Origin of the sequence: Cnuella takakiae, assembly GCF_001953305.1 — a bacterium.
Classification (GTDB): domain Bacteria; phylum Bacteroidota; class Bacteroidia; order Chitinophagales; family Chitinophagaceae; genus Flavisolibacter; species Flavisolibacter takakiae.
On sequence record NZ_MTFE01000010.1, the window covers coordinates 267250 to 293386 of the forward strand.

Annotated in this window: 20 protein-coding genes, 1 pseudogene and 1 riboswitch; of the genes and pseudogenes, 14 read left to right on the forward strand and 7 right to left on the reverse strand. The window is 52.0% G+C overall.

All coding sequences use genetic code 11. From position 1 onward, the window contains the following. Genes BUE76_RS01455 through BUE76_RS01465 form a run of 3 tightly spaced genes read right to left on the reverse strand, consistent with a single transcriptional unit; the run spans window position 1 to window position 3790 of the window. Window positions 1-852 carry an SPL family radical SAM protein gene (locus BUE76_RS01455; protein ID WP_073039374.1) on the reverse strand — a complete coding sequence of 284 codons (852 nt, stop codon included), beginning with the start codon at window positions 850-852 and terminating at the stop codon, window positions 1-3. Between the two features lie 29 nt (window positions 853-881). After that, entirely contained in the window at window positions 882-1856 is a 975-nt protein-coding gene (locus tag BUE76_RS01460; protein ID WP_073039375.1) for a hypothetical protein, read from the reverse strand. Window positions 1857-1870: 14 nt separating this feature from the next. Continuing rightward, on the reverse strand, window positions 1871-3790 hold the full coding sequence (locus BUE76_RS01465; protein ID WP_073039376.1) for an AAA family ATPase: 1920 nt from the start codon (window positions 3788-3790) through the stop codon (window positions 1871-1873). Window positions 3791-4214: 424 nt separating this feature from the next. Here BUE76_RS01465 and BUE76_RS01470 point away from each other — a divergent pair, with 424 nt between their 5' ends. The 4 genes from BUE76_RS01470 (at window position 4215) to BUE76_RS24695 (ending at window position 8278) form a co-directional block, all read left to right on the forward strand. Then, entirely contained in the window at window positions 4215-5213 is a 999-nt protein-coding gene (locus BUE76_RS01470; protein ID WP_073039377.1) for a helix-turn-helix transcriptional regulator, read from the forward strand. A gap of 1359 nt (window positions 5214-6572) precedes the next feature. Continuing rightward, the gene (locus tag BUE76_RS01475) at window positions 6573-7331 is read left to right on the forward strand and encodes a hypothetical protein (RefSeq protein WP_073039378.1); all 759 of its coding nucleotides are present in this window, start codon (window positions 6573-6575) and stop codon (window positions 7329-7331) included. 136 nt (window positions 7332-7467) lie between these two features. Continuing rightward, window positions 7468-7902, forward strand: a complete 435-nt coding sequence (locus BUE76_RS01480) for a DUF5675 family protein (RefSeq protein ID WP_073039379.1) — start codon at window positions 7468-7470, stop codon at window positions 7900-7902. Then, window positions 7865-8278 (forward strand): hypothetical protein, encoded by a 414-nt coding sequence (locus BUE76_RS24695; RefSeq protein ID WP_073039380.1) that lies wholly within the window; start codon window positions 7865-7867, stop codon window positions 8276-8278. Before BUE76_RS01480 ends, BUE76_RS24695 begins: the two co-directional genes overlap by 38 nt. A 205-nt stretch (window positions 8279-8483) precedes the next feature. Here the strand turns inward: BUE76_RS24695 and BUE76_RS01490 are convergent, their stop codons facing one another. Continuing rightward, window positions 8484-8684: a hypothetical protein gene (locus BUE76_RS01490; RefSeq protein ID WP_073039381.1), complete on the reverse strand. Its 201-nt coding sequence runs from the start codon at window positions 8682-8684 to the stop codon at window positions 8484-8486. Between the two features lie 612 nt (window positions 8685-9296). Between BUE76_RS01490 and BUE76_RS01500 the strand changes: the two genes are divergently transcribed. From BUE76_RS01500 to BUE76_RS01530, 8 genes and pseudogenes are all read left to right on the forward strand, one after another. Beyond that, a complete protein-coding gene (locus BUE76_RS01500) occupies window positions 9297-9932 on the forward strand; it encodes a vWA domain-containing protein (protein WP_073039383.1) in 636 nt (211 codons plus the stop codon). Window positions 9933-10174: 242 nt separating this feature from the next. Then, on the forward strand, window positions 10175-11308 hold the full coding sequence (locus tag BUE76_RS01505; protein WP_073039384.1) for a hypothetical protein: 1134 nt from the start codon (window positions 10175-10177) through the stop codon (window positions 11306-11308). A gap of 218 nt (window positions 11309-11526) precedes the next feature. After that, window positions 11527-11626, forward strand: a riboswitch (SAM-I-IV-variant riboswitch). Window positions 11627-11718: 92 nt separating this feature from the next. Further along, entirely contained in the window at window positions 11719-13149 is a 1431-nt protein-coding gene (locus tag BUE76_RS01510; RefSeq protein WP_073039385.1) for an AAA family ATPase, read from the forward strand. Then, window positions 13139-13594, forward strand: coding sequence for a hypothetical protein (locus tag BUE76_RS01515; protein WP_073039386.1), 456 nt, complete (start codon window positions 13139-13141; stop codon window positions 13592-13594). Before BUE76_RS01510 ends, BUE76_RS01515 begins: the two co-directional genes overlap by 11 nt. Continuing rightward, window positions 13581-14870 carry a vWA domain-containing protein gene (locus BUE76_RS01520; protein WP_073039387.1) on the forward strand — a complete coding sequence of 430 codons (1290 nt, stop codon included), beginning with the start codon at window positions 13581-13583 and terminating at the stop codon, window positions 14868-14870. The genes BUE76_RS01515 and BUE76_RS01520 overlap by 14 nt, the downstream gene beginning before the upstream one ends. 104 nt (window positions 14871-14974) lie before the next feature. Beyond that, window positions 14975-15244, forward strand: a pseudogene (locus BUE76_RS25410) (S-adenosylmethionine synthetase N-terminal domain-containing protein); the annotation flags it as partial. A 545-nt stretch (window positions 15245-15789) separates the two neighbouring features. Continuing rightward, window positions 15790-16089 carry a hypothetical protein gene (locus tag BUE76_RS25415; protein WP_083596322.1) on the forward strand — a complete coding sequence of 100 codons (300 nt, stop codon included), beginning with the start codon at window positions 15790-15792 and terminating at the stop codon, window positions 16087-16089. A gap of 227 nt (window positions 16090-16316) precedes the next feature. Further along, complete coding sequence (locus BUE76_RS01530; protein WP_073039389.1) at window positions 16317-16985, forward strand: DUF5715 family protein; 669 nt, start codon at window positions 16317-16319, stop codon at window positions 16983-16985. Window positions 16986-17119: 134 nt separating this feature from the next. Here the strand turns inward: BUE76_RS01530 and BUE76_RS01535 are convergent, their stop codons facing one another. Continuing rightward, window positions 17120-18898 carry a UvrD-helicase domain-containing protein gene (locus BUE76_RS01535; RefSeq protein WP_073039502.1) on the reverse strand — a complete coding sequence of 593 codons (1779 nt, stop codon included), beginning with the start codon at window positions 18896-18898 and terminating at the stop codon, window positions 17120-17122. A 359-nt stretch (window positions 18899-19257) separates the two neighbouring features. Between BUE76_RS01535 and BUE76_RS01540 the strand changes: the two genes are divergently transcribed. Continuing rightward, entirely contained in the window at window positions 19258-19731 is a 474-nt protein-coding gene (locus tag BUE76_RS01540) for a hypothetical protein (protein WP_073039390.1), read from the forward strand. Between the two features lie 453 nt (window positions 19732-20184). After that, window positions 20185-24504 carry a CBM96 family carbohydrate-binding protein gene (locus BUE76_RS01550; RefSeq protein WP_073039392.1) on the forward strand — a complete coding sequence of 1440 codons (4320 nt, stop codon included), beginning with the start codon at window positions 20185-20187 and terminating at the stop codon, window positions 24502-24504. 279 nt (window positions 24505-24783) lie between these two features. Here the strand turns inward: BUE76_RS01550 and BUE76_RS01555 are convergent, their stop codons facing one another. Further along, window positions 24784-25599 carry a sensor histidine kinase gene (locus BUE76_RS01555; RefSeq protein ID WP_073039393.1) on the reverse strand — a complete coding sequence of 272 codons (816 nt, stop codon included), beginning with the start codon at window positions 25597-25599 and terminating at the stop codon, window positions 24784-24786. Next, a complete protein-coding gene (locus BUE76_RS01560) occupies window positions 25581-26081 on the reverse strand; it encodes a hypothetical protein (RefSeq protein WP_073039394.1) in 501 nt (166 codons plus the stop codon). Before BUE76_RS01560 ends, BUE76_RS01555 begins: the two co-directional genes overlap by 19 nt. Window positions 26082-26137 lie beyond the last annotated feature (56 nt).

Consider the following 26137-nt stretch of genomic DNA (forward strand, 5'->3'; position numbering starts at 1 on the left):
TTAAATTGGTTGAAAGCCTTCTTTCCCTATTCCAAGATCGGGTATATAGCTTTTGATGATGCCTTCCACTTCGCTATACCGTTCAGCAGTCCAGCCATACTTTCGTACCAACTGTTTTGCTTCTTCGCGAGTGCCGGCTGTGAACCGGCCTCTGTCGGGGTGGAAAGGCTGGATGATAAACTTGCTGATTCCGGTATCCAGAAGCGATTGGGCAAAAGCATGAGGCTCTTCTACCGGTAGCAATGGTGTCATGGTGATACATGCCTGCACACCCGCTGCGGCAACTTCCTTGATGGCGGCCAGCCTTGCTTTGTTACCAGGGCATAGCGGCTCAAAAACTTTGCGTACCTCTTCGCTATCGGTGGTGATGGTCATGTTGACCTGCAGGTGCTGAAATTGTTGCAACAAATCGATATCACGGGTAACAATAGGGCTCCGAGTTTGAATGACCAGCCGGGGCTGATGGTAGTGAAGCAACTCCTTAAGTAATTCCCTGGTCAGTTCAATTTTTCGCTCGATGGGTTGATACGGGTCCGTTACGGAACTCATATACACCGTTTTTCCCGTAATTGGCTTGGAACGGTACTTTTTCAACAGTGCCAACGCATTGGCTTTTACATCCACCCAATACCCCCAGTTTTCCTGAGCAACTGTATCTCTGGCAAAAAATGCCGCATAGCAATACGTACAGCCAAAAGCACAACCAGAATAAGGATTAAGGCTATAATCATAATCGGCCATAAAACCACTGGTCTTGTTGAGTATCGTACCTACCTCCTTGTACTGGATTCGGGAATGCCCTAGCTGGTTGAGTTTTGGCGGCTGTTGCTCAGAGAAAAGATCGGCCTGCATGTTTATAGCTGGGTTATAAAGAAAGGAAATTACGCAAACAAAGGATTACTTGTTTGCGCCAACTCGCTTTGCTTGATCCAATTGTTAAACCTTTCCAGTTTATTCTTGATCGCTTTATAACCAAAAGTACCTTCAACCCCATTGTGTGAAAGCCGTTTATAAGGCGATACTGCTACCCAATAACTATCCTTGGTAGCCTCACCATTCCTACCAATGGCATCCAGGCCCGAGCCGGAATAGATCATTACGTTATTCGTGATGATCAGCCGGTCGTGAAAGTCAGGTCTATTGGCGGTATGAAACTCGACAACAGCATGGGGCAAAATCCGGGTGACAGCCTGCCTGATCTTATCTACTCGCGACTTAATCATTGACAGCGGGATTTCATTAAGGCTCCCACCCCTTGACCGTCCAATAAGGGTTAAGTAATAGGGGCACTTTTGCTGCCGAGGCACCACACTGTCAACCATCTTCATACAGGCTTCAACGGCATTTTCAGTAAACAAATAGGGATCAGCAATTACCATGGCATTGTGTGGCTGGAGCAGCTCTTCCAAAAACTGCCAGGTGGTTTTATCCCGGCCTACCAGGTCCTGAACCCGATCCTGAAACATACGACCAGCTTCGGGTTTAGGCCCAAAGCAATAAAACCCCGTTTGCCTGCACAACTGGCTGAGTTTCTCACCAGAATAAGTTGCAGAAAGGAAATACAGGCTTTGTGGCTGCCGTGCAAAAAAGGCTTGCTCGTTGCTCCTCATTTCCGCAAAAGCCTGCGGATTGGCATTGATCCGCAAGTTTTTCACCAGGTGACGAAAGTACGGGTTATCCATTTGCGCATCGATCTGCACTTTGGGCACATCGGTTTGAATGGTCACGCCATTGAGCACTAGGTCGCGGAGGTGCAAAAAACCGATAGCGCGACTGTCGGAACCCAATTCAGATAGCAGGGGCTCACGAGCCATATGCAACAGGAAGTCGAAGCTGCAATAAGCGGGAATTGACATACTGGCGCCTCCTTTTAGTTATTGCTTGCCTGCGTACGGTTCCAAATGCTGATGGCAATACGGTCGGCTTCATCGAAAAAACCGGTACCGAAATCATCGCTCAGTTTGCCATTATCATCAATGGTAATCTCCTTTATCTGCGGCTCCCCGGGCGGTATGTTTTCGGGATCGTAGAAGTAATAGATATTCACTGCTTCGGGTCCAATCACCTGCATGGCGGTCCAGTACTGGAGCTTGCGCACCAGGTACTCGCTATGGGTTTCTACAATAAATTGAATGTTGAACTTGTGTGCGGCGTCAATTAACAAATCTGCGAATTTGGATTGTAGGGCCGGGTGAAGATTGGCCTCTGGCTCTTCAATACAAACAACAGAATTTCCAAACATGACGATACCATTTTCCCAATTATCTGCTTTCTTTTTGGCTGTCAGACAAATGTTCAACAAAATGGGCAAAAGCTGACTAACACCAAAACCGAGATCAGCCAAATTGATCTTTTTGCCTTTACGGTGTATAAATATTGCTTTAGTAAGACCAGAGTTGCCAATCTCCAGACTAATCCGATCACCCAATCCGAATTTCTGAGTCCAGTATTCCAAAAAGTCTTGAATTACTTTTACATCAACCGCTTCTGCTTCGATAAATGCTTCGATCAGCTCATGTAGCGAATGACTATCGTTTTCCTGAGCAAAGTACCTACGTTGTGCACCGCGGGTTGATCCCATAAAATTAATACTGAGCTGTTGCTCCAGTTTACTAAACCCGTTGAGAATATTCTTGATGAAGTACTTCTGCAACAACCAATTACCGTAATAGGTAAGATCTTTTGATAAGTGTCCGCTCAAATCTTTCTCCTCTCTGCCAAGTTCAGCTCTTAGCTTTTCAAATATGGCAGACATAATGGTTCCTTCTAAACCATGCTCTGAACCATCTCTGAACATCCATACTGAAGTATCAGGAATTCTGTGCTTCGGCACAATCAAACTGGTTCCTTGTAAAACAGTAACGAGCATCTCATGCTCTGCCTGCTTAATTTGAGATAATGTTGCTTCATCAAGACTATGCAGGCGATTTAAGGAATTAGCAGTAAAAGGGCCATATTTTATACCCGGTCCTTTAGGGTAATATTGGAAGATCAACCCCTCGCTTAAACCAAGCTCAGCTTCACTAAGCTTATTTTTAGACAGTTCTTGTAAGTTCAATTTTCTCAATGAACTATTATCATAAAAGGGATATCGGAACGATGGCATTATTTCATCGTACAAATCGGCGGAACTCGCAAAAAGAGTAAAACTTCCGGCGTCTTCCTGTCCGACCAATTCATTAGCGTGCCTTATTCCTTGTTCAGTTTCAATCCGTTCCAAATCCTTGGATAGCTGATCTTTGACCAGTTGTAGATTTAGTTTGATACAATGAACATAACTTGAACTCATCCTCTTTCGTTCTTCATCTTCCAAAGAATGCCATTCATCCTTGAACTTAGTACTTGCTTCTTCAACATCAAAGGGTCGGAATGATACATGAACCAAGGTTTCCTGCTGCTGCTCTTTTTGTCGAAAGATGTGAAAACAAACCAGTTTTCCATCACGTTGCAACCCCGTTGGCTCCTGCTCATAAGCAAGTTCGAGCTGGTAATCCCCTTCGAGGTAATCAAGATGAAACGGAAATGTAAAATACATAACTCTGTCGCGTTCTGAATGTTCATCATTTAAGACGCTAGAAAAATCACCAAGTGCTGATGTATCTCCAAATGTTAACACACCTAACTCCGGATGCCTTTTGATGCTGTTCCGCAGCAACATCAATGCCCTAATCAAACTACTCTTCCCCGCACTATTGGTACCCGTAAGTATAGTAATTGGCTTGAAATTAAAAGACTGCTCGGCGGCAAAGACACGAAAGTTGGCTGCAGAAAACGAATGAAGGTGAGGCATATATTTTCAGTTAGCTGGTAAGAGGATTGGTTTGAATGTTGCGTAGAAACCTAATTGAATCTGGCCGAAACAAAGTATCTGGCAAGTAGTTTTAGAACGAATAATTTATTGCAACACGAAACAAGGCAAAACTATTCATTAACTATCGAATATTTACTACATAGGTGTTTTCTTTATCCACTGCTCTGCTACTGGCTTATGGTAGCAATTTAGAATGGGTGGCAAAACAAAACGGACCAGACATATTGTTTTATATAAATGCGAATGAAACCTTCGCTAACAAACGCTACCAACGCACCCATGCATTCCTGCATAAACAGGTTTTTATGCTTGCGGCTTTTTCCTGGTCAGGGCAAAGATGAAGGCCAGCAATGCAATGTATTTGCACTTATTTTGCTCTATTACTACCAGCCCATAAACGCCCATGCCTAAAAACAAGAACTTCCAGCTTCGTATCGAGATACTGGACGAATTGCTTTCCAGCAAAAGAAAAAGATCCATTGCCGAACTACTCGATACACTGAACAACCGGTTGGAGGCAAGCGGCAATACCGCCATCGGCAAAAGGTCGCTGTACGACGACCTGAATTATCTTGAAAATGAGAAAGGCGCACCCATCAAGCGGGCAACCAAGGCTGATCCGCTGATTTACTATACAGAACCCTTTTCCATTAAGAATATACCGGTACCGGAAGAAGATGTCGCTTATTTAAGGCAGGCAATCGAAATTCTGAAAAAGGCTACCGACCTCAACATCATCAACGATATTGAGAACATAGTGGTGAAATTGGAAAATAAAGTACACACCAATATTCCCAATAGTACAACAATGATTGCTTTTGAAGAGCACACAAAGGCACTGGGACAGGAGCACCTTGATGACCTGTTCACCGCCATTAGGGAGCGTTGTGCCTTGAAGGTGATTTACAAACCGTTTAAAAAAGAAGCAAGGGACTGGATCATACATCCCTATATGCTGAAAGAGTACCGGAACCGGTGGTTCCTGTTGTGCCGGTACGAAGGAGCCGACCACCTGATGACCCTCGCCCTTGACCGGATTCAAAAAATTAGCAACTGTAGGAATGAGTTTATTGATAATGTCTTGTTCGACCCAGACACTTACTTCAACAACCTAATTGGTGTTACGCTACCTGAAGCCTCTGCACCGGAAACCATTAAAATTGCGGTAAGCGAAGAATCTGCGGATTATATTATCACCAAACCGCTGCACAAGAGCCAGCGTGTGATATCAGCAGCTGGCGACCCGATGATTATTAAAGTTGAACTTTTTGTCAATTTTGAATTGAAGTCTTACCTGCTAAGCTATGGGCCCAGAATAAGGGTATTAGCTCCTGCACACCTTAGGGAGGAAATGGCAGCTCTTTACAATGAAGGGGCAGCTCATTACCAAATTGCACTTTAGGCACCCCAGATTAAACCGTTTATTAAAATCTTCCGCTCAAGATGATAGCTGCGGTAAGCAGCAGGAAGGCTTTGAAGTTTTCAGCCTTTTACTGATACTCAGAAGTACAACTTATGAAGTTGGAAAGCCACGAAAAGAAACGCTTTTCATTACATCTTCTTAGGTATGCCTTTAGCTTTCTACTAATAGAAAGGATCTTTTGATCCGAGTGTAAGATGGTCTTGGTCTCCTTTCCCAAAGGCCCATGGTGTGTCCCTTGGTCCAGGGCAAAACAGCTGTGGATGTAAAATATTTCTTTCTCCCGGATATCCTAACCAAAAAGAGGATGGCTGCGGACTTTACGGTTCAGCCTTTTGAAAAAGCTCATGTCAGCCTACGTCTGAAAATTACTAAAACATTTTTTATATGAAGGGTAATTAGCATCAGGTATTGAGCGCCAGTGTGCTTGGTTTTCAATACACACTATGGCTTCAAAGGTGCGTTTCAGATTAACGGAACGGCAGTCTGGATTGAGCTTAGGTCAATATTGCTTCGTCGCTATTGGTTCAAATAAGCTCCAATTATCTTTCAAGGGTTTTTGCTTTAAGATATAGCGTTTCCCCACCCGCCCCAAATTTCTAATAAAACCAACCCTTTTTAAAAGGTACACCCTAACAATTCACAAGTTCTTTTACCTACTTGCTTGAAAGAAAACTATTTACAATTTTATCCGGTATTGATTGGTAAATTTTGAAATACTAATTTGAAAATATTTAGTGCGACCGGCCACGCACTCCACTGTTGGCCCTTTCTTTCACACCCTAAATCCACTTCTTATGGCAAAGACAAAGCAGGTGTACATCAGCGCCAAAACAGGAAGGTTCGTGAAAGCTTCCTACGCTGCCCAACACCCCAGCACCACCGTAAGACTAACGGTGCCAACCGGCAGGTAACTGCCCACTACTTTTGAAGCAACCCCGCCTTTCCAGGTGGGGTTGTTTTGTTTGGGGCCAGCACCACCATTGGGTGCTCCTTAGGGCTAAGTGGGAACAAGGTGGGCGTATACTGGGGGCGGAGTGGGGGAAGGGTGGGGACTGAGTGGGAGCAGGAACGGTTAGGGGTTGGGAGTTTGGGGTTTGGAGTTATGGGTTTGGGGTTAGTAGGGGCGATTGTCAAAAGCGGCACAAAAGGGTGTTTCCGGCAAATGCGGCACAAACGGCACAAACGGCACAAACGGTATAAACGGCACGCCCTATTGACGGAGCGGGGGGCAGCATGTTAAACTTGTATTGTCAACGGCCCCGTAGCCCCACCCGCTGGTGCACAAGTGGAGTTGGATTGGCTCGATGGCCTTTTCCAAACCTTTTAAAACTTAAACAGATGGCAAAGCAATTTGGCTTTATGCAGGTGGAAGGCACCATCGGTGATGTGACCTTCTACAAATCGAAAGATGGTTTCCGTATCCGCACCCGGGGTGGTGTGAGCCGCGAACGCATCCTCAACAGCCCGGCCTACGAGCGCACCCGTGAAAACATCTCTGAATTTGGCCGGGCAGCCAAGGCGGGCAAAACCCTCCGCATGGCATTTGCAACGCCCCTGAAGATGATCACCGACGGCCGCATGGTAAGCCGCCTTTCCCGCGAGATGTACCGGGTGATCCAGAGCGATGCCAACAGCACCCGCGGCCAGCGCAATGTGCTAGACGGCGAAACGGAGTTGCTCAAGGGATTTGACTTCAACGAGGGCAGCAACCTCGCCACCACCCTCACAGCGCCCTTCACGGCAGCCATCAACCGGGAAAGCGGCAAGGCCAGTATCAACATACCGGCATTCATCCCGGCCACGGCCATCAAGGCACCGGTGAGCAGTACCCACTTCAGGCTGGCACTGGGTGCGGCGGAGATCAATTTTGAAGGAGGCGCATATACCGCAGGACAGGCATTCTCCGGCATACTCCCCATTGGTATGGCTGCCACAACGCCCATTACCCTGGAGCACAACCTGCCTTCCGATAGCACCCACCCGCTCTTCCTGGCCTTTGGCATACAGTTCTTCCAGGAAACCAACGGCGATTACTACCCGCTGAAAGACAGCAGTTACAATGCGCTGTCACTGGTGCAGGTGGATGGTGGTGCCTAATGCAAACGGAACCATGGAGGTGTTGCACGCAAAGACGCAAAGGAGCAACGGCGCAAAGATTTGTTTAGCTGTGTACCGCTGTGTCGGATAGTGTCTCCGTGGTTCCTATTTCTTTCCCCTTTAAAAGCTAAGAACGATGGAACTATTACTGACCCGCAGCATGGACGCCTGGGGCTGCAATGGCGAGTTGCTGCACGAAGAACAAAGGCTATGCTATACCCTGGAGCTGCCTTTCCAGCCTGGCGGTAAAAGGCTGACACCGGTAGCAGAAGGCCGCTACCCGCTGGCCCGCAGGTATAGCCCGCGTTTTGGGCACCACCTACAGGTAAAGTCGGTACCCGGCCGCAGCCTGCTCTGTATCCATGCCCTCCAACAAGACCCTTTGGCACTTGCAGGGGGCATTGCCCCGGTGGCTGCCCTTTCGGAAGCAGGCAGCCGCACACAAAGCAGCCAGGCCATGGAAGGCCTCAACCAGCTGGTATATCCCGCCCTTGAAAAAGAACCCGTTTTCCTCACCATTAAAAACAAGAACCATGAACCTGATCCAACGCATACAGGCGCCCACGCCTAAAGCCTATAAGCAAGTACGCAATACCGGTATGGGGCTGGCTGCTATTGGTGCCGCCATCCTGGGCGCACCGGTGGCCCTGCCCGCCCTGGTGGTAAAAGCGGCAGGCTACCTGGCCGTTGCGGGCAGCGTTGCCTCGGCCATCAGCCAAACCGTTACCTACGAAAAGCCACAAAAAAGGAGGTGCGCCATGGAGCCAAACGCGTATCCAAACCCAAGTCCTAAACTGGGTGCATTGGGCGGCACCCTGCTGGTGATTGCGCTTCATATCACCCGCGAGGAACTGTTGAAAACCGTAGTACTCGCCGCAATAGGCGCTACGGTGAGCTTCGCGGTCTCCTTCCTGTTACAACGCTTGCTGCGTAAAAAGAAGCGGTAAAGCAAAGAGCGGCCCACGGGGGCCGCTCTTCTTTTGTGGGACTGACTGCAAACTCCTGTCCTTAGTGTTGCAGGTTAAGGAGGTATTTCCAAACCCACAACGAAGGTGGTAACCGTCACCTGCAATTTGCAGGGGACAATACCGCCAAACCAATGGCTAAAAGCCAGCGGCCTTTTAGCAGCCCTCAAATAATCATCGAGCACCACTACTCCAAAAATGGTATAATCAGGTCTTCCGGTATGCCCGTGTACCGGCAAAACTCCTCCACGGTAACAAAGGCATTACCATGCTTATTGTAGCGGGTGCGAATGGCTGCCAGCATCTTGCGGCTACCCCGCTCACTGCGGCCTGTAACTTTCATGATGTCCTTGGGATAAATTACCGGACGGTGTACTGTTGGTTTCATAGACTGGTTTTGGTGTGGGTGAGTGTTGGGTATATGGAAAAAACAATAGGCTGTGTGATATACAGGAACTTTATAAGAAGAGGCTTATACTGGCGGGGATAGCACAACCAGGTGGAGCAGGGGAAAATAAACAGTTAGGAGAAGAGCTGTTGGCAAACAGCTATGAGTATATGCATTGCCTTTAACAGCATGAAAGAATAGCTGTAACAGTAAAGCAATGTATGGGCAATGCAGACAGGAGTGATGCGCTCTTGTCCTCATAAGCAAACAATCGTTGGTTTTCGGTAACCTTAAATTACAAACCCAACCATATTCTTGCAAGGGCCTGCATCAACATGTGCAAACTGTGGATAAACTGGCACTTATATACATCATACATTAGGCTTACCACTATGGGTAACCGCATTTGTCCAGGTAGCATTTGTTCCTGATATGAAAAGAGCACTAAAGTTTGTCCTTTCCATTGCCATTGAAAAAGCAAGATTGCCTGCCCTACAAGCTTGCAGACCTTTTCTCCCCTCCCCTTCACATCCTTCCTTTGTACCAACAAACAACAACGCCGTCAACGGCCGCAACCAAAACCAACTTCCCTCACCAATCAACCAAACAGTTATGACCCAAAAAACCTTTTACCACATCATCCTCGACCAGAGCGGCTCCATGCAGGATTGCATCGGCCAAACCATCAGTGGCTTTAATGAGCAGGTACAGATGATCCGCTCCCTGCAGTTGCGTTATCCCGAGCAGGAACTGCTGTTGGGCCTTACCCGTTTCAACCACGAGGTGTTGCCTTCCTATTTTGCGCAGCCCGCGCAAATGGTTGCACCGCTGGATACCCGTACCTATCAACCTGATGGCACAACAGCGCTCTATGATGCCATTGGCCAAACCATCCAACAGCTACAAGGCCATATGAACGCAGAGTCGGGTAAAAGCGATACAAAGACCGTGGTGGTGATCCTTACCGATGGACATGAAAATGCTTCCCGCGAGTACAGCTTTCCGCTGATCCGGAAGATGATTGCCGAACTGGAAGCAACCGGTAAATGGACCTTCAGCTACCTGGGTGCTACCCTGGATGCCGAGCAGGTGGCGGCATCGCTGAACATCCGCCAGGAAAATAGTATGTACTTCGATAAAGCCGATACAAAGAAAACCTATGCCAGCATCGGCAGGTCGTTGAACAACTTTTTGCGTAAGCGAAAAGAGGGCGGAGATACCAGTACCTTCCTGGATAAAGACCTGTAAGGGGGGAAGGGAGTTTCACGCAGTGGATGCGGAGGGCGCAGTGGGCGGTATAGATGGATGAAGGATCTTCCAGTGCTTTACTGGATCAACTACGGTTAAACATGCGGCGTTGCTTTGTGATAACATCTATGCAACGCCGCATGCATCCTGCTGTCCTTTTTCTTCTTGTACATCATGAACAGAAAACGAGTGCATAAATACCAACCGCTGCATTAATTTGTATCTTGCCACAACCAAAACATATGACCATACACCTGATTCGTACGGCCGGCGCAGATACCAGGATATTCGACGAAGTCCTCCACTTTTTACAGTCCTTTGAAGGGCCGGTACAGTTTACCGGCAACACTGCACTTGTATGGGAAAAACCCAGGTATACCAACAAGCGGGTGGATGAAGAAAGTTTTTTCCACCAGGAAAGGGTTTTGTGCAGCATGGCATGTTTCGACACACCTGAAATACCTGTTTTCAGGAAAGAATGCAGTTGGAAGGAATTGTTCGAAAAATGTGCGCAATACCGGAACACTTTCCCGGTAGCGGAAACCGACCTGGTACTGCTACTTACTGATATCGCTAATGAGTTCAACTGGTTCTGTGCCCTCGATCCCGGCTTCCCTTACAATGGTTTTGTACACACCGGCGAGTGGGCCCATTATCTCAAGGCGTCTGAAGTATTCCCCGTGGCTTACCTGGTGGCAGGCCTCATTTTGCAGCAACATATGTTTGAAAACATGGCCCAACTGCAGGCCGCCGTACACCAGCAGCCTGTTGGTTGTATCAATGATTTCTGCGGGCATAAAAAAGAGATCACGCTCAAGATGCGCACCGCCGATGTATGCCCGGAGTGTATGCAAAAACTGCAGGGCAAACTGGAACCAAGGGCTATTGCACAGGTGCTGGATATTTTTGAAGGCGTACGCAAACGCCTGCTCTTTAACCAGCCCTTCCGGCAGGCAGTTTCGCCGAGCAGGCTGGTGGTGAATACCGCGGGTCGCATCCTCCTCCCCGATTATGGCAACCTGGAGATAAAGCTGACGCCGCTGGAGAAAACCCTATACCTTTTTTTCCTCAACCATCCCGAGGGTGTGCTGCTCCCCGACCTGGTAGACCACCGGGCTGAGCTGCGTAAACTATATGGCCGCTTTTCCAACAGCGGGCTGCTGGCCGAAGTGCACAATGGTGTGGAAGGACTGGTGGATGTCACCTCCAACTCGGCCAGCGAAAAGATCTCGCGGATCAAGGCGGCCTTTACCAAAGCCCTGGGTGCCGACCTGGCGGCGCAGTATATCATCAAAGGCGAAAAGGCGAAACCCAAATCCATCGCCCTGGACAGAAGCCTGGTGATCATACAGGGCAACCCTGTTGCCTACGACTAAAGCCTGCGAACCCTTTCAATCCATGCGTATACAATAAACCTTACCATAAAAGGTTACCCTGCTGCCAAGGCTGCTGTTCGGGTCCCGGCTACACACAAAGTTTTCCGCCTTGCAGCCCCTGCAGAAGTAAGGGTGCACCCTCTAGGAATCATAACGCAACTCCAGGTACATTTTTTTAAACCATAACAATATCGGTTCCTCATCACCGTTATAAAATCACAAAGCATCAGGAGTTCCCTTTTTCAAAGGGATGCCAACCGGGCCGCAGGCTAACGGTGGACCAGTATGCGGGCCGCAGGGTCAAAAGCTTGAACGCTTACCTTTTCGTTTCCCCTTCTTCCTGTTGCTTCATTTTTTAACCAACGCGGCTGCCTGTATCCATGCAGGGGCTGCGCAAAAACTGAAGCGCTATGCAGCAATCCTTCCTGCGCCCCCTGGGCGTGTATGGCTTCGACGCCATCGAGCCGCTGATCCTTGCGGCACTCCTTTCCGAAGACCCCATCCTGCTCATCGGCAAGGCGGGCACGGGCAAGACCTTTTTGCTCAACAGCCTTTCCGAAGCCCTGAGTCTCGAACACCGGCACTACAATGCCAGCCTTATTTCCTTCGACGACCTGGTGGGTTTTCCCTACCCTGCCACCGATGGTAAAAGCATCGATTTCATTCCCACGCCGGCTACGGTATGGCAGGCCGAAAGCATCCTCATCGACGAGCTGAGCCGCTGCCGCCCCGAGGTGCAGAACAAGTTCTTTTCGCTGGTACACGAACGAAAGGTACAGGGCCTTGGCCTGCCCCGCCTGCGCTACCGCTGGGCGGCCATGAACCCCTTTGCGCTGGAAAACGATACCGAAGAAAATTACGAAGGCTCGCAGCCACTCGACCCCGCACTTGCCGACCGCTTTTCTTTTATCCTGGAAGTCCCCGACTGGAGCGAACTGTCGGCCGCCGACCAATTGCTGGTGCTCCAGCCTGGTGGCGAGGGGCTGGTGAATGGTTCCAGCGAACCCCTAATCCAGTGGATCGCCCGTTGCAGGCAACAGTTCGAGGCACAGCTGCAGCAACCACCGGCACAACTGCTGACCTATGCCCGCCAGTGCGCCACCCTGATGGGTGCCGCAGGTTTGCGCCTGTCGCCACGCAGGGCACGCCTGCTGGCCCGCAACCTGGTGGCAGTAGGTTGTGTGGATGCCCGAAATGAACAGGGCAGGAGGCTAACCCAAAAAGCCTTATACCTGCTGGCCCTCCGCTGGAGCCTGCCCCATCGTGCCTGGAGAAGCATCATCCCAGACCATGTCATTGAATCGGTACATGCCGAAGCCTGGCGCCTCAGCGGCTGTTGCGATCCCCGGGAGCAATGGGTATCGGACCTGCTGGCACAGCCCTCCCTTGAAAAGCGGGTGCAGTTGCTGCTGTCCGATGTACCAGATAAGGATACCCGCAGCACGGCCCTCTTCCAGTGCCTGCACCGCGAGCCCCTGTGGCGTAAGGCCATTATTGCCTTCAGTACCTATCCCTGCTTCGAAAGTGCCGGCCTGCTGCATGAGGATGCCCTCAACGAACTGCAGTGCCTGGCAGCACCCCTGCTGGTGGTGGATGGCGAACTGACCTGGACGGAATACCAGGGTCAGCACAAGACCCAGCACCCCAAGTGGTCGGCATGTGTAACCTATATGGCTACCCTCGGGGAGCATACAAAGCGGAGAAACCGCGCCCGCCAGCTCTTTGTGTACCTGCTCACCCAAAAGTCCGAATTCCCCGAGCCCGAGGTAGTGGAGCAAGAACTGGAGGCCTGCTTCCGCATGGCGGCCCGCAAAGCAAGGGAGGTAAGCCATGGCGCCTGAGCTGCGGGACAGCACCGGCGATAAGTGGCTCCACAATATGGGCGCACCCATGAGCCGCCAGTGCAACCAGCGGGTGAGGGCCGACTATTTCATGAGCGGCAACAGTGGCTGGAGCACGGGCTATTTCGGCATGAAGATTCCCGGGGGCACCGACCTGCAATCCTGGCTGGAAGGAGAGCTCAAAAAAGCGGGATACAAGAGTTGGGAGGACGCCGATGCGCATCTGCCAAGGTCGCACGAACGGGCCCTTGTTTATGACCGTACGGATGGCGGGAAGGCTGAAGCGCTGTCGCCGGAAATGAATGTGCACTGCGCCCTGGTGCTGGGCCGCTGCAGCCAGCATTTTTACCAACCCGATGGACCACTGATCCTCACCCGAAAAAGGCTGCAGCGCCAGGTAAGGCTGTTGACCATCCAAACCAATGACTACTATGAACTGGACTGAACAAGCAATCCGCCACCTCGTGGCCGAATTGGCCGACGACAACCCGCTGGCCTGCAGGGCCCTGTTCCGCATCACCGATATCCTGTTTACAGAAGCCGTACCCACGCTGGCCGTAAGCCTGTCGGCAAAACCAGTACTGCAGATTAACCTTGCCTTTCTTTGCCAGCATGCCCAAACGGAGGCCGAGGTAAAGGCCGTACTGCTGCACGAGTTCCTCCATGTATTGCTGGGCCATACCGAGAAGTTCAGCTACAACACGCCCCTGCTCAATATTGCCCTCGACGCCATCATCAATGCCATCATCCACCGCACCTGCGGCCCTCAGTGGTCGGGCTTCTTCGCAAGGTTGTATCCCTGGAAAGGCATGAGCAAGCTGTTGCGCCCGGCGCCGGATGAGTTCCTGTGGTCACGCGAATACTGGGAAAAGATACAGGACCGGGTATACGCCGGAAAGGTGGGTGCCGACGACCTGCACGAGCTGCTGCAGCACCTGCATACCAGCAAGGAGGATGGGAGCGCGATCCCACTGCTGGTAGGCAACCACGAAGCACAGGAGTTGTCGGAAGCAGGTAGCCAACTGCTTGATGGCATCATAAAACAGATGGATGGCACCCGCATCTGGCGCAAGCCCCGCCAGTTTGGCCACGGTAAAGACCCCGACCAGGAAGAACTGATGGCAAAGGAATGGGCCGCCGCAAAGTGGCGTGCCGCCACCCAACGCCTGCTGCGCCGCTGCCTTATTGCCGACAATAAGGGCCGGAAGGAAAGTCACCCGCACGATGTGTATCTGCCCCTGCCTACCCCATCCGACAGGCGCGCTTTTCTGCGCATGGGCTGGAGCCCTGTGCTGCCCTTTGCGCGCCACAGGTTGCAGGTAGCCCGTCCCCAGGCAAGGGCCAATGTTTACCTAGATGTGAGCGGTTCGATGCACGCCGAGCTGGAGGCACTGGTGGGACTGCTCCACCACTTCCATAAAGAGCTGCGCCGCCCGCTATGGGTGTTTTCAAACGATGTGTACCCCGCCAGTTTCCGTAATGGCAAACTCCGGTACGAGAGTACCGGTGGTACCAGCATCGGCTGCGTGTTCGACCAACTGCGGAAACAACCTGTGCGCAAGGCGCTGATCGTTACCGATGGTTACGTGGAAAGCATCACACCCGAAATGCTCGTAGGGATCGATAAAAACCAGGTGCAGGTACTGGTAAGTGCCGACGGCGATGCTTCGGCGTTCGAGGATAACGGACTGCCTTTTTATAAGCTGCCCCTGCTTGACTGAAGGCTGGCCTGTTTGCTTCCAGGCTTATGCGATTTCAATTTTCAAACTCGCTGCTTAGGACACCCTTGCTGCATAGGCGCCTTAGTGGCTACATAAAACCTTACATGAAACGATATTCCGAGACCGTGCTCAACGGGCACCCCGATAAATTCTGCGACCTGCTCGCCGACTGTATTGTGCGCGAGGTATACCGCAACGACCCCGAAGGCTATGCCCAGGTGGAGGCTTCGGTTTGGAGCCACCAGCTTTTTCTGACCGGAGCCATTGCCACCCGCAACCGGGCCGCCATCGATGTGCGGCAACTGCTGGTTGAACTGGGTGAAACCATCGGCTATACTGCCACCAACCACATTGATGCCAGCCGTTACCAGGTGCACGACCATATCTGCCGGCTTAACGCAGACCCTCTGCAATGGACCCGTCACTGCAACGACCAGAGCATCATCACTGGCTATGCAGGCTACGATGGGTTTACTAACTGGCTGCCGCCCGAACATTATGGTGCCTGGTATTTCCGGGCTGCCCTGGTGAGGGCCCTAAGTCCCGGCAGCGAACTTGCGGGCCATGGACCGGATGGCAAAGTCTTGCTGGTGCTGGATGAAGATGCGCAAGGTTTTCGGCTACATACCCTGCTGGTGACCTTGCAACAGCATCCTTCGGCTGGTTACCTGGCCTTTACCGAGCAGGTGGCGGTATTCCTGTATGCTGCTTATGCGCAACTAGCAGCTAAAGATCCCCGGTGGTATGCAGCATGGAAAGACATCAGGGTACTGATCAATCCCAACGGCACATTTATAAGGGGCGGCAGCGATAGCGATAATGGCCAGACAGGCCGCAAGCTGGTGATGGATTATTACGGCCCGCGCATACCTATTGGCGGGGTGCTCTATATGGCAAGCACCTCTCCCACATCGACCGGATGGGTGCCCTTGCCGCCAGGGCCTATGCCCTGGAGTTGGTACAGGGGCGCGCCACCGAGGCCCGGGTACAATTGTGTTATGCTCCCGGTATCAACGAGCCGCTGGATGTCAGCATTTGCTGCAACCGGAAGCTGCATGACGATCCCCGTGCCCGTTTTCAGGTGGATGCGATGCGATGGCAGGTTGCGGCCGGAGTGTTGGCATACACGATGGATGTGATCGGTAGTTTTTATGCAAACCAGCATTCAGCCATCCTTGCACCCCCGGCACCTGCACAAAAACCCACTCCTTCATCTTAGGAAAAACCCTAATTTCTTCAAAACAGATTAAATCGATACACAATATTTTGCCAGCCCTGCGTTTCTTGCACTAAACGCAGGGCTGGTACAGCCGGGCTGGAAGGGTTTCAACAACCCCGGCATTGGCGGGAGACCAGGCAGCCTGCGTTGTGGCAATCAAATTCCAAACATCGAGCCTGCGCCGAGCAGGTTCGCCTATAAAACCAAAAAGATCCTGGCCCTATATCATGAACCGTCCTTACCAAAACAATACCCTCCGTTCCTGGCTGCTGCTGCCGGCACTGGTGGTGCTGGGCAGTGCCTTTACCCCGCTTTCCACCCCGGCAACCGGCAACCGGCCAGCCGCTGCTACCCCTACCAAGGGCATTACGTCTGGCGGCTGTACCAGCTGCGCCTCCTTCTTCCCCGACGATGTGGCCACCCAGGCAAGGGCATACCGCTCGGAAGGTATCAACCCGCAAAAGACCGACAAGGGCATCAAACAGCTTTACCGGAGCGGCAAGCTGCAGCTGGTGGCGTCCAACAGCCAGTACAAGGTAAACAGGCTGTACCACTCGCAGCCCTACCTGCTGCCCGAAGGCAAGGCCTTCCTCAGCGAGCTGGCCAGCCGCTACAAGGCAGCCTGCAAGGCAGCCGGCGTTGGTTATGTAAAATTTACCATCTCCAGCCTTACCCGCTCCAGGCAGTCGGTAGCATCGCTGATGGAAGAAAACGACAACAGCATTGCCAACAGCGCCCACCTCAAGGGCAAGACCTTCGATGTGTCGTATGCCGCTTTTGGACGCAGCCGCAAACAACTCAAGCTCTTTGTAGCGGAGTTAAAGGAAATGCGGTCGGAAGGGCTTTGTTATGTGAAGTATGAACGGAATGGCTGTTTGCATATTACGGTGCGTTGAGGATGCCGGGGGCAGATAGCTGCAAGCTTTAAGCTACAAGCTGCAAGCAATTAGCTACAAGTGGAGCTTACAAAAGGAAAATTCCGGGCGCAAACCAAAAGCGTATTAGGTATCAGCCACAACAGAAAGGCTTTTCAACCTGAAATACCCAGTTTCTTCAGTCTTGAACCAATAGCACCTGGCTGCCGGCCGAAATGCCGGGCGATTTCTCCTATCTTTTTACCTTGGGTGTACAATCGCTTCAGTTCGGAATCCAGCATGGGTGTCCAGGGTTCGTAAGCATTCGGAAATTGTTTGCGGATTTCCGCAAAGGGCTTGTTCTTAGTTGGTGTATGCGGTTTTTCCAAATCCAACAATGGTTTCGGTTCGGCAAGCTGCGAGTTGGGAAGGACTACAATATTAGGTAATGCCGGAAAGTGCCTGGGGAGCAGCTTTTCAGGGATGCGCAACAGTCCCCGGGTGCGGGTAAGGGCTACATACAGCAGGTTTATCTCTTCATTGATGCGGATAGATGGCTCGCCGCTGACAACCGCTTTGGCTACACCGGCTTCGGTGATAAAATCTTCCGCCAGCTGCACGGCATCGTACTCCAGCCCTTTGCACCGGTGTACGGTGGAGAAGACCATAACGGCATTTCTCCTTTCCCCATCGGCCACCTGCTTGCGTTTGAGTTCGGCGATCAGGTCAACGATCTCATTACCATATTCCTGTACCAGCTTCACCATCATCCCCAGTTCCACATCTTCGGTTTGGCGGATATAAGCCTCCAGGTCGGTTAGGGTGCGCATGGTTCGCAGCAGCGGATTGCGGATAGCGCGTAAACGGCCATTATACAGGTGCAGCACATCGTACAGCGATGCGCCTTCACTGGCATAAGTGTAGGAGTTGATATTGCCTTCAAAATACAAGCGGGCCACCTCGGGGTGTTCCCTGATATAACGGATGGCACGGAGCAGGAGCCCCAGGTTGGTGCGGGCAAGGGTGGCTTTACAAACCGGAGCCACGGCCATTCCCCGGCCTTCGATGGTTACGGGAGCACAGGGCTGCACCATATTTTTCCAGACCAATACCCAACGGGCCAGCTTTGCTATGGCCGGCGGAAAACGAAAGGAAACCGTCAAGTGGTAAGGTGTAAAACCGGGCAGGTCGAGGGCATTAACGGCATAGCGCCAGCTATAGATCTGCTGGTGCCTGTCGCCTACCATAACCTTGGTGGCCCGCTGCCGTAAAAACACATCCAGCATGGCCGCCGAGGCATCCTGTGCTTCATCAAAAAGGATATAGCCGTAGGAAGACAACAGCGGCTTTGATAACTGGTATTTCTTAAGGTAAAAATCGTGGGTCACCGCTATCCTGCCTTCCTCCATCAACTGCCACAGGCGGCGGGTGCCGCCAAGGATATAGGGAAACAGGTTTTGTACAAAAGCCTGGGCTTGCGCATCTTTCACCGTATCGGCATAGTGGAGGCTTTCCACCGTGTCGGCTTTGCTGTTGCAGAAATAACTAAAGTAGCGGTTGATATGGTTGGCCAGCACCATGGCACCATGTTGCTGGCCATGACTGGAGAGTGAAAGCAATCCGGCTATTTCCGCAACGGTATACCCGCACTCCCGCACCTTGTATTTGCCACCGGCCACTACCGCTTTAAAGGCCAGGGAATGGGCCGTTTCCACCTGTACCCCAGTAAGGCCATGGGCGGCAAACTTCTGGTGTGCTTCCATGCGTACCGAACGGTTAAAGGCCAGGTACAAGATACGGGAACCCACCGGCCGGGTAGCGGCATAATGGATCAGGGTGGTGGTTTTGCCAGAACCCGCAACGGCATTGATCTGGATATTCCCATTTGCGGAAAGGATGGCATTTTGTTCAGGTGTCAGGAGTAACTTGGAGGAAGAAAGAACAGCTTGTTCCATAACCAAAGGCATTGTTGGGATGTAAGCAGGAAGGTTGCAAGAGCCAATTTTCAAGGGCAGGAGGCAGCGGGATGCGGCGGGCGGCAGGTGTAATTGCTAACTAATTTAGCAGCATAATTTCAGTATTGCAACAAGCGGGCTTATTGCTTAGCGTTAGAGCGCACAGATGCCCCTGAAAGCCCAGATTTATACTTGAATGTGAAAGCCAGCTAGTTTTAACGGTGCATGGCTTATTGTACATAAACCATTTACAGGCTTTTTGGTGCAAAAAAATGCAGGTAGGACACCGTAAGGCAGGATCAAATTCGTGTTATCGGTGCTATCTGTGAGCTATAACCCCATCAAAATATCCCATCACCATGTCCCTCCAGCGTTACCTCCAACAACTCCACGAGGATATTGCCCTTGCTACCCGGCGGCTGAACGGGGACTATGCGCACCTGCACCAGCATTTCCGGCAGTGGGTGAGCGAGGCGGAAGAGGAGGCAACGGCGCCGGTACGGGAGCTGGAAGACTGGACGGGCATCACCCTGGACATGCTGCCCCCCGAACAGATGCTGGACGATGCGGCGGTGCACGCGCTGCTGGAAGCCCTGAAGACCCTGCTGGACGCCTGCAACTGGGTAGCGGTATTGCAAACCACCGTGCCCGAAAGGGTGGAATACAGTGCCATCAGGGCGGCCTGGCGGCAAAGCATCCGCATCAAGCGCTGGCATATGGGCTTTTTTGCCTGGTGTGCACCCGGTACGCCGCAGGGCAGCTGTGCCCTGGGCGAACACTGCCAGTGCGCCTGGTATGAAGCCCTGCAGGCGCGTTTTACCGACCACCCCTAGGATGGAGCGCCTGCCGCCCCATCACCATTACTGCCGTGGCAAGATTTTTATGCAGTTCAAAAGCTGCCTAAAGCAGCAGGGTATGGCAAAACACGGTTGGTGTGTACGGATGATTGTGGCAACCAGGCAACCAGCCCCTGCATCCATCCGTATGCACTTTTATGGGGTGTATGCAGGCGGTTGGGGTGGGTGCACCAACAACCTATGGGAATAGAAATAGCTGTTTAACCATTCTTTGGCCTATATTCGTGTTTAGCTCCCACCAGGAGCTATCTACTCCCGCTATCCACTCCTATTTAAAATCCCCCTTATTGCTTTAGCAGTTGCTTATTACAGGAGTAGCGATGCCTTGCCAGCCGAAGTCTATTGTTTCCCTTTTTTCCTTTAATGAGTAAACCGCATTGTCCATCCAATTCCTATTGAAGACTGTCATTTAAAAAACTGGCATCTACAATGCGGCATTTATACCCTACCAGGTTTAAAACCAACCAACGAAACAACAAGCTTTTCCTGTATCTGCTCAACCACCGGCACCTGCCAGCTGTGTTTTCAACAGGGCGTACCGGCCTGTGCGCCCTCCTTTCTGTCCTGCTGCTGACGGCAGGATTGCTCGGCAGCCAAACCGCCGGGGCACAAACGGGTTTGCTAGCCACGCCCCAGGTAGTGTACGACAACGACGTGGCCGACGGCGTGCCTGGTATCCAACGCACGGTGGTGCTCCGCAACAATGGCACGGCAGCCCTTACCATCAATGCGGTAGCCCTTGGCGGCACCCATGCCAGCCAGTTCCTGCTCGGCACTCCCCCGGTCTTGCCCCACACCCTTGCAGCAGGCGATACTATGCGGGTACACCCCAGTTTTGCCCCCGCCACCGCCGGCCTGAAAACCGCCACCATCAATGTAAACCTGGCAAATGGCGGCAGCTTCCAGGTGCCCCTGCGCGGGCTGGGTGTTTCCACTGAGCCCTCCCTACAGGCCCTGCTCAACCTGCTGGAGATAGGCGTGAGCGTGGGTGACGACAATACCAGTACCAATATCATCCACAGCAATACCACCCAGCAAAAGGCGGCCATCCTGGGTGATGAGATTGCCATGCCCCTGTTTCAAAAAGCCGGCACCGGCCCGGTAACCATTGAGCCCCTTGCTGTTTTTGGGCCCACCAAGGCCGACCCCGTAGTAGGCATGGGCTGGTACAATGCAGGCAAACGTGCCGGTACCACCGAGCTGTTTACCGTTTCCAACAAGCCGGCCACCAATGCCGCCACCGTACAGGTGCCCTATTCCGGAGCCAATAGTTTTGACCCCGGCAGTACCGCTTTTGGATTTTATTCGCGCTGGCCCAACTTCAGCAACAGGATGGTGTACAGCGAAGACAGCCTCAACACCTTTACCGGGGCTATCCCCCACCATGTGCGGGTGTACCCCTATATCCGAAAGGGAGTGCGGGAAGCCAATGCCTACCTGGTGGCTTTTGAAGAACATATCACAGGTTTCGACTTCCAGGACCTGATATTCGTGGTGCGGAATGTACGCCCTGCCACCAACAGCAGCATCAATTTTGCCCTGACGCCCGTGGCCGATGCCTATGTAAACGGCGGCAGCACCGGCACCAATTACGGCCAGGACACCCTGGCTTATGTGCGCGGCGCTACCCAGGCCACCAATATCCGCCATACCCACCTGCGGTTCGCCCTCCACGAGGCTGCCGATATCAAAAGGGCGGTACTGCGTATTTATGGACGTAACCGCGGCATCACCAAGCAGGGCACGGTACGGATTGATGGTGTTGATAATTCCAGCTGGGTAGAACATGGCATCACCTTTAAGAATGCGCCGGTTTCGGGTTTTACCAAACTGGGTAATCATACCGTGGTGGCCAAGGACCAGTACTACGACCTGGATGTTACCGCTTATGTGCAGGCACAGTTTGCCCGGGGCCGCGATGCCATCTTCGTAATGCGTGATACCACCACCCTCAACCAGCTCTTTGCTTTTTATACCAAAGAAAGGGGCTTGTTCCCGCCGCAGTTGCTGATCAACAGCACGGCTAGGGTGGTATCCAATGGCGCCCTGCTGGATGTAGAAAACCTGGACCGCTTCCCGGCCAATAACCGTTTTGTAACCTCGCGGCTCCAAAAGCCCTGGGCCCGTAAGGATAGCATCTACAATGCTAACCACGATTTAGTACGGATGCGCCTCAACAACAAAGGCACCGGGCCGCTCACCATCAGGGGCCTGCAACTGTCGGCGCCCAAAAACTGGACTTATCTTACCCTGAAGGGAGCGGCCTTCGACACGACCGTTTTTCCCATTACCATCAACCCGGGCAGTTCGGTAGACCTGACCATGCGGTTTGTGGCCAGCGATAGTCTTTCCACTGCCTTTACCAAACAGTATATCGATTCTATCTGGGTGGTAACCAATGATATCAAAGATCCGCGCAAACTTTTGTACCTGTATGGCCTGTGGCAAATAAGGGGCGAGGACAAGTATGAACCCGATGCGCAGCGCACCATTGATGCATTTGGCTTTCGCACCCGTGTGGGCTTTGGCAGCAAAGACCCTAACCTGGGCAATCCATCCAAGCCCAAGGGCGACGAAGTGATCTTTTCTTATTTCGTACGGGCCGATACCCTGCGCCCCGTGACGGTAAGGCAGATGTCGGCCTACCATGGCTGCTGTACGCAAACGGAAACTTTCCGTTGGTTTTTAAAAAGCAAAACACCAACATTCAACCCCCTGTTCAAGCATATCGGCCTGGATGCACAATCGCTGCTGCCCCGTATAAGTACCAATGGCAGCCCAGCATATGGTGAGTTTTCCCCCAATGCGCCTTTTGGTATCAAGGTGGGTGGTAAAGACCATTCCGATACCCTGATGAATCCGGGCCAGAAATTAGGCCTCCGGGTTTGGAAAGTTGTTGACCAGGATGGCTCAGTCATTCCCGACAGCTATATCATTGCCAATGATTACCTGGGCACCACTTATACCAATTTCGATTACAACGATAACATGTATTATGTATCCAATGTACGCCCGGAACAGGCGCCATTGAGTTATGCCCTGCTGGAGGCCAGGCCTTCGGCGGTAGAGTTTGCCGAGTTGCCGGTACGCCAGCAGGACAGTTTTAAATTGAAGGTTAGCAACACCGGTAATACCTACCTCGGTGGGGGCACCGACCCCAGCAATACCATCAGCTCGCTGGTGATCACCGGCGAGAACAAAGGGGAGTTCGCCGCTGCCATGCCAATGAAAAAGACCCTTGCTCCCAAGGAGTCTACGGAAATCACCGTCACCTTCAGGCCGGTTAGCGAAGGGCTGAAGATTGCCGACCTGCTCATCTACTATACCAATGGCAAGTCGCCCTTACGGGTGCCCCTGTATGGCATTGCCAAAGATTCGGGCACTACCGTCAAACTGCACTACCGCATCAAGGGCGGCATGGACAAGGATACGGTTGTTGCCGGCAAAACCTGGTTATCGGACAAACCCTATGCTTTTGACAACCTGGAACCCTACCTCAATAAGAACGTAAAGGCCATTTCAGCAACCGATGAGGACGGCCTGTACTTCTGGGAACAGTCGTCGAATAAGGATAAAACACCTTTCCGTTACGAGATACCCCTTCCCGACAGCAGCAATTATGTTGTGCGGTTTCACTTTGCGGAGATCTACTGGGGTTCGCCGGGCAGCGGCCTGAATGGCGGCGCCGGCTCGCGGGTTATGAGTGTGCAGATGGAAGGAAAAACAGCCATTGCCAACCTGGATATTGTAAAAGAAGTGGGTCCCGCTGCAGCCCTGGTGCGTAATGTGCCGGTTAAAGTACAGGACGGCAAGCTGGATATCAGCTTCACCGCTTCGGTAAACAGGCCCATGGTATCTGCCATTGAGGTGTACAGCTTTAAACGGGTATTACCGCCGGTGGTAGATACGGTGATCATGCCGCCACTGCCTGGTGATACAGCTATTGTAACACCGCCGCCCCCAACAGATACGGTAGTTGTAACACCCCCGCCACCGGTGGATACAGTTATCGTTACGCCCCCACCACCAACAGATACGGTGATTGTTACACCACCCCCACCAACAGATACGGTGATCGTTACACCACCACCTCCGGTTGACACAGTGATCGTTACACCACCACCTCCGGTGGATACCGTGGTAGTAACTCCACCGCCACCGGTGGATACGGTAATCGTTACGCCTCCGCCGCCAGTTGATACCGTGATTGTAACACCTCCGCCGCCGGTAGATACGGTGATTGTTACACCGCCGCCGCCGGTAGATACAGTTATAGTCACCCCACCTCCTCCCGTGGATACAGTTATTGTTACGCCGCCGCCACCTGTGGACACGGTAATTGTAACACCGCCACCGCCGGTAGATACAGTCGTCGTCACACCGCCGCCGCCAGTAGATACGGTTGTAGTCACACCACCGCCACCTGTGGACACGGTTGTGGTTACACCGCCACCACCGCCGGTTGATACGGTTACGGCACCCATAAGGGCAATATTGTCGCAGTTGTATCCCAACCCCAATAATGGCAGCTTTACGGTCAGCTTTGGGGTGGTGCGCAAACAAACGGTGGTATTCAGGGTTGTAGACGGCACGGGCCGACGGTATGGGGAGGAACGGTACAGCGCCCAAATTGGCAAGAACACCCGGCGGATAGAACGGCTGGGGATGCATTTAAAAGCAGGGGTGTACTACCTGGAACTGTACTATGAAGAACGGATCAAAGAGGTACTCAAGTTCATTGTGCTATAAACCATCATTTAAAAAAAGAACAGGGCAGCCAATTGGCTGCCCTGTTCTTTTTTATTGCTAACTGTTGCTGTTGCGCGGGTTATAGCCAGCAGGCAACACTGCCTGTGTAAACCCTATGCTGGCTGTTCGACTCCGCTTTGGCAGGTGCAGCTGTACCTGCCAAAGCGGATAAAGGGCTTACACCCAATGACAGACCTCATTGTACCGGGAAGTGCAACAAAACAAGCCCGGAGGCAATAAGGTAAATGCCAACCCCCACCAATGGTTGCCTGCAGCCAATCAGGCAGAGACATCCACGACCGTATCAGGCAGGTTGATTTCCACCCGGGTGCCTGCTCCCGGCCGGCTATGCCAGCAAATATCGCCACCCAGCAGTTGCACCCGGTGTTTCATGTTGAGCAGGCCCACACCACTGCGGGCGGGCCCACCGGGGTCGAAACCCCTGCCATTGTCGGCAATCACCAGCCGGAGCCCACCGGCTGCTGCCACGCTGATGGAAAGCGCCGTAGCCCCTGCGTGTTTGATGCAATTGTGCAGGGCTTCCTGTACCACCCGGAACAGCATTACCTGCGACTGGTTGTTGAGCGGTACCGAATCGATGTTGGATTCCACCCGGATGTCGAGGAGGCCGCCGGCATTGATGCGGGTGGCTTCGGAGCGGATATTGTCAATGAGGTCGAACTGGTGGAGCCATTCCTGGTTGTGGAGCTTGGATAGTGCCCGCAGTTCCAGTATGGCCTTGGCCAGTGTGGTTTCGGCAGTATGGATGCTGTCGGGTACCTGGCCCAGTTCCCGCCCGGCAAGGGCCAGGAACATCTTGGTGCTGCTGAGCAGCTGCCCGATATTGTCGTGGAGTTCATCGCCAATTTTCCTTAGGGTATGTTCCTGGGTTTCCAATTGGGTTTTCAGCAGTTCGCGTTGAAAGCTGTTGCGCAGTTCCTGCTGCTCGGCCTGGTAACGGTGGCGGCGGCGCTGGTAAAAAACGATAAAGAGAATGATAAAAAATACGAGGATGGTAAAAATAACAGCGCCCCCGATGATCAGGAGCAGGATAAAGTTTTGCTGCAGGAGGTATGCTAGTGTGCCGTGCGCCATTTGTTTACATACATGCCAACGGAAAAGATGAGGTACATGGAAGCATTGAGCAGGTGATGCATATTCCAAAGCGCTGCCAGCTGCGGATCGGAACGGTCGGTTACCTGTGGGTAAAATACAAAAAGGAAATAGGTAGTGGGCGCATAGAGGAGCAACCCCATTGAAAACCAGAAAATAGGCTCACCGGAAAGTGGCCCATCTACATCGCCCCGGTATTTTTCGTAAAAAAAGAGCAGCACCAGCAGTACCTGGAACAGGCTGTTGAGGCATACCAGCTCGTGGCGGAAGTGGACCTGAATTCCTTTTGGAATAACAATAATTACTGCAATGATCAATGCAATTATTGCCAGAGTAGCAATGGTGTTGCGCAAACGGTTATTTTGACAATTGATGTAAAACAAAAATGCCCAGAATACGCCATCAATTAATGCATAACCATTGTAAAACATAATTTTTTCTTCCAAAGCAAATACTGCTGCCATTTGGGGTATCGTTGCCAACAGTAATAATCCCAAAAGGACCCTGGAATTCATATCCA

Bases quoted from the DNA above. Each gene is read 5' to 3' on its own strand.
- BUE76_RS01455 (WP_073039374.1), bottom strand. From the start codon at position 852: ATGCAGGCCGATCTTTTCTCTGAGCAACAGCCGCCAAAACTCAACCAG.
- BUE76_RS01460 (WP_073039375.1), bottom strand. From the start codon at position 1,856: ATGTCAATTCCCGCTTATTGCAGCTTCGACTTCCTGTTGCATATGGCT.
- BUE76_RS01465 (WP_073039376.1), bottom strand. From the start codon at position 3,790: ATGCCTCACCTTCATTCGTTTTCTGCAGCCAACTTTCGTGTCTTTGCC.
- BUE76_RS01470 (WP_073039377.1), top strand. From the start codon at position 4,215: ATGCCTAAAAACAAGAACTTCCAGCTTCGTATCGAGATACTGGACGAA.
- BUE76_RS01475 (WP_073039378.1), top strand. From the start codon at position 6,573: ATGGCAAAGCAATTTGGCTTTATGCAGGTGGAAGGCACCATCGGTGAT.
- BUE76_RS01480 (WP_073039379.1), top strand. From the start codon at position 7,468: ATGGAACTATTACTGACCCGCAGCATGGACGCCTGGGGCTGCAATGGC.
- BUE76_RS24695 (WP_073039380.1), top strand. From the start codon at position 7,865: ATGAACCTGATCCAACGCATACAGGCGCCCACGCCTAAAGCCTATAAG.
- BUE76_RS01490 (WP_073039381.1), bottom strand. From the start codon at position 8,684: ATGAAACCAACAGTACACCGTCCGGTAATTTATCCCAAGGACATCATG.
- BUE76_RS01500 (WP_073039383.1), top strand. From the start codon at position 9,297: ATGACCCAAAAAACCTTTTACCACATCATCCTCGACCAGAGCGGCTCC.
- BUE76_RS01505 (WP_073039384.1), top strand. From the start codon at position 10,175: ATGACCATACACCTGATTCGTACGGCCGGCGCAGATACCAGGATATTC.
- BUE76_RS01510 (WP_073039385.1), top strand. From the start codon at position 11,719: ATGCAGCAATCCTTCCTGCGCCCCCTGGGCGTGTATGGCTTCGACGCC.
- BUE76_RS01515 (WP_073039386.1), top strand. From the start codon at position 13,139: ATGGCGCCTGAGCTGCGGGACAGCACCGGCGATAAGTGGCTCCACAAT.
- BUE76_RS01520 (WP_073039387.1), top strand. From the start codon at position 13,581: ATGAACTGGACTGAACAAGCAATCCGCCACCTCGTGGCCGAATTGGCC.
- BUE76_RS25415 (WP_083596322.1), top strand. From the start codon at position 15,790: ATGGGTGCCCTTGCCGCCAGGGCCTATGCCCTGGAGTTGGTACAGGGG.
- BUE76_RS01530 (WP_073039389.1), top strand. From the start codon at position 16,317: ATGAACCGTCCTTACCAAAACAATACCCTCCGTTCCTGGCTGCTGCTG.
- BUE76_RS01535 (WP_073039502.1), bottom strand. From the start codon at position 18,898: ATGGAACAAGCTGTTCTTTCTTCCTCCAAGTTACTCCTGACACCTGAA.
- BUE76_RS01540 (WP_073039390.1), top strand. From the start codon at position 19,258: ATGTCCCTCCAGCGTTACCTCCAACAACTCCACGAGGATATTGCCCTT.
- BUE76_RS01550 (WP_073039392.1), top strand. From the start codon at position 20,185: ATGCGGCATTTATACCCTACCAGGTTTAAAACCAACCAACGAAACAAC.
- BUE76_RS01555 (WP_073039393.1), bottom strand. From the start codon at position 25,599: ATGGCGCACGGCACACTAGCATACCTCCTGCAGCAAAACTTTATCCTG.
- BUE76_RS01560 (WP_073039394.1), bottom strand. From the start codon at position 26,081: ATGGCAGCAGTATTTGCTTTGGAAGAAAAAATTATGTTTTACAATGGT.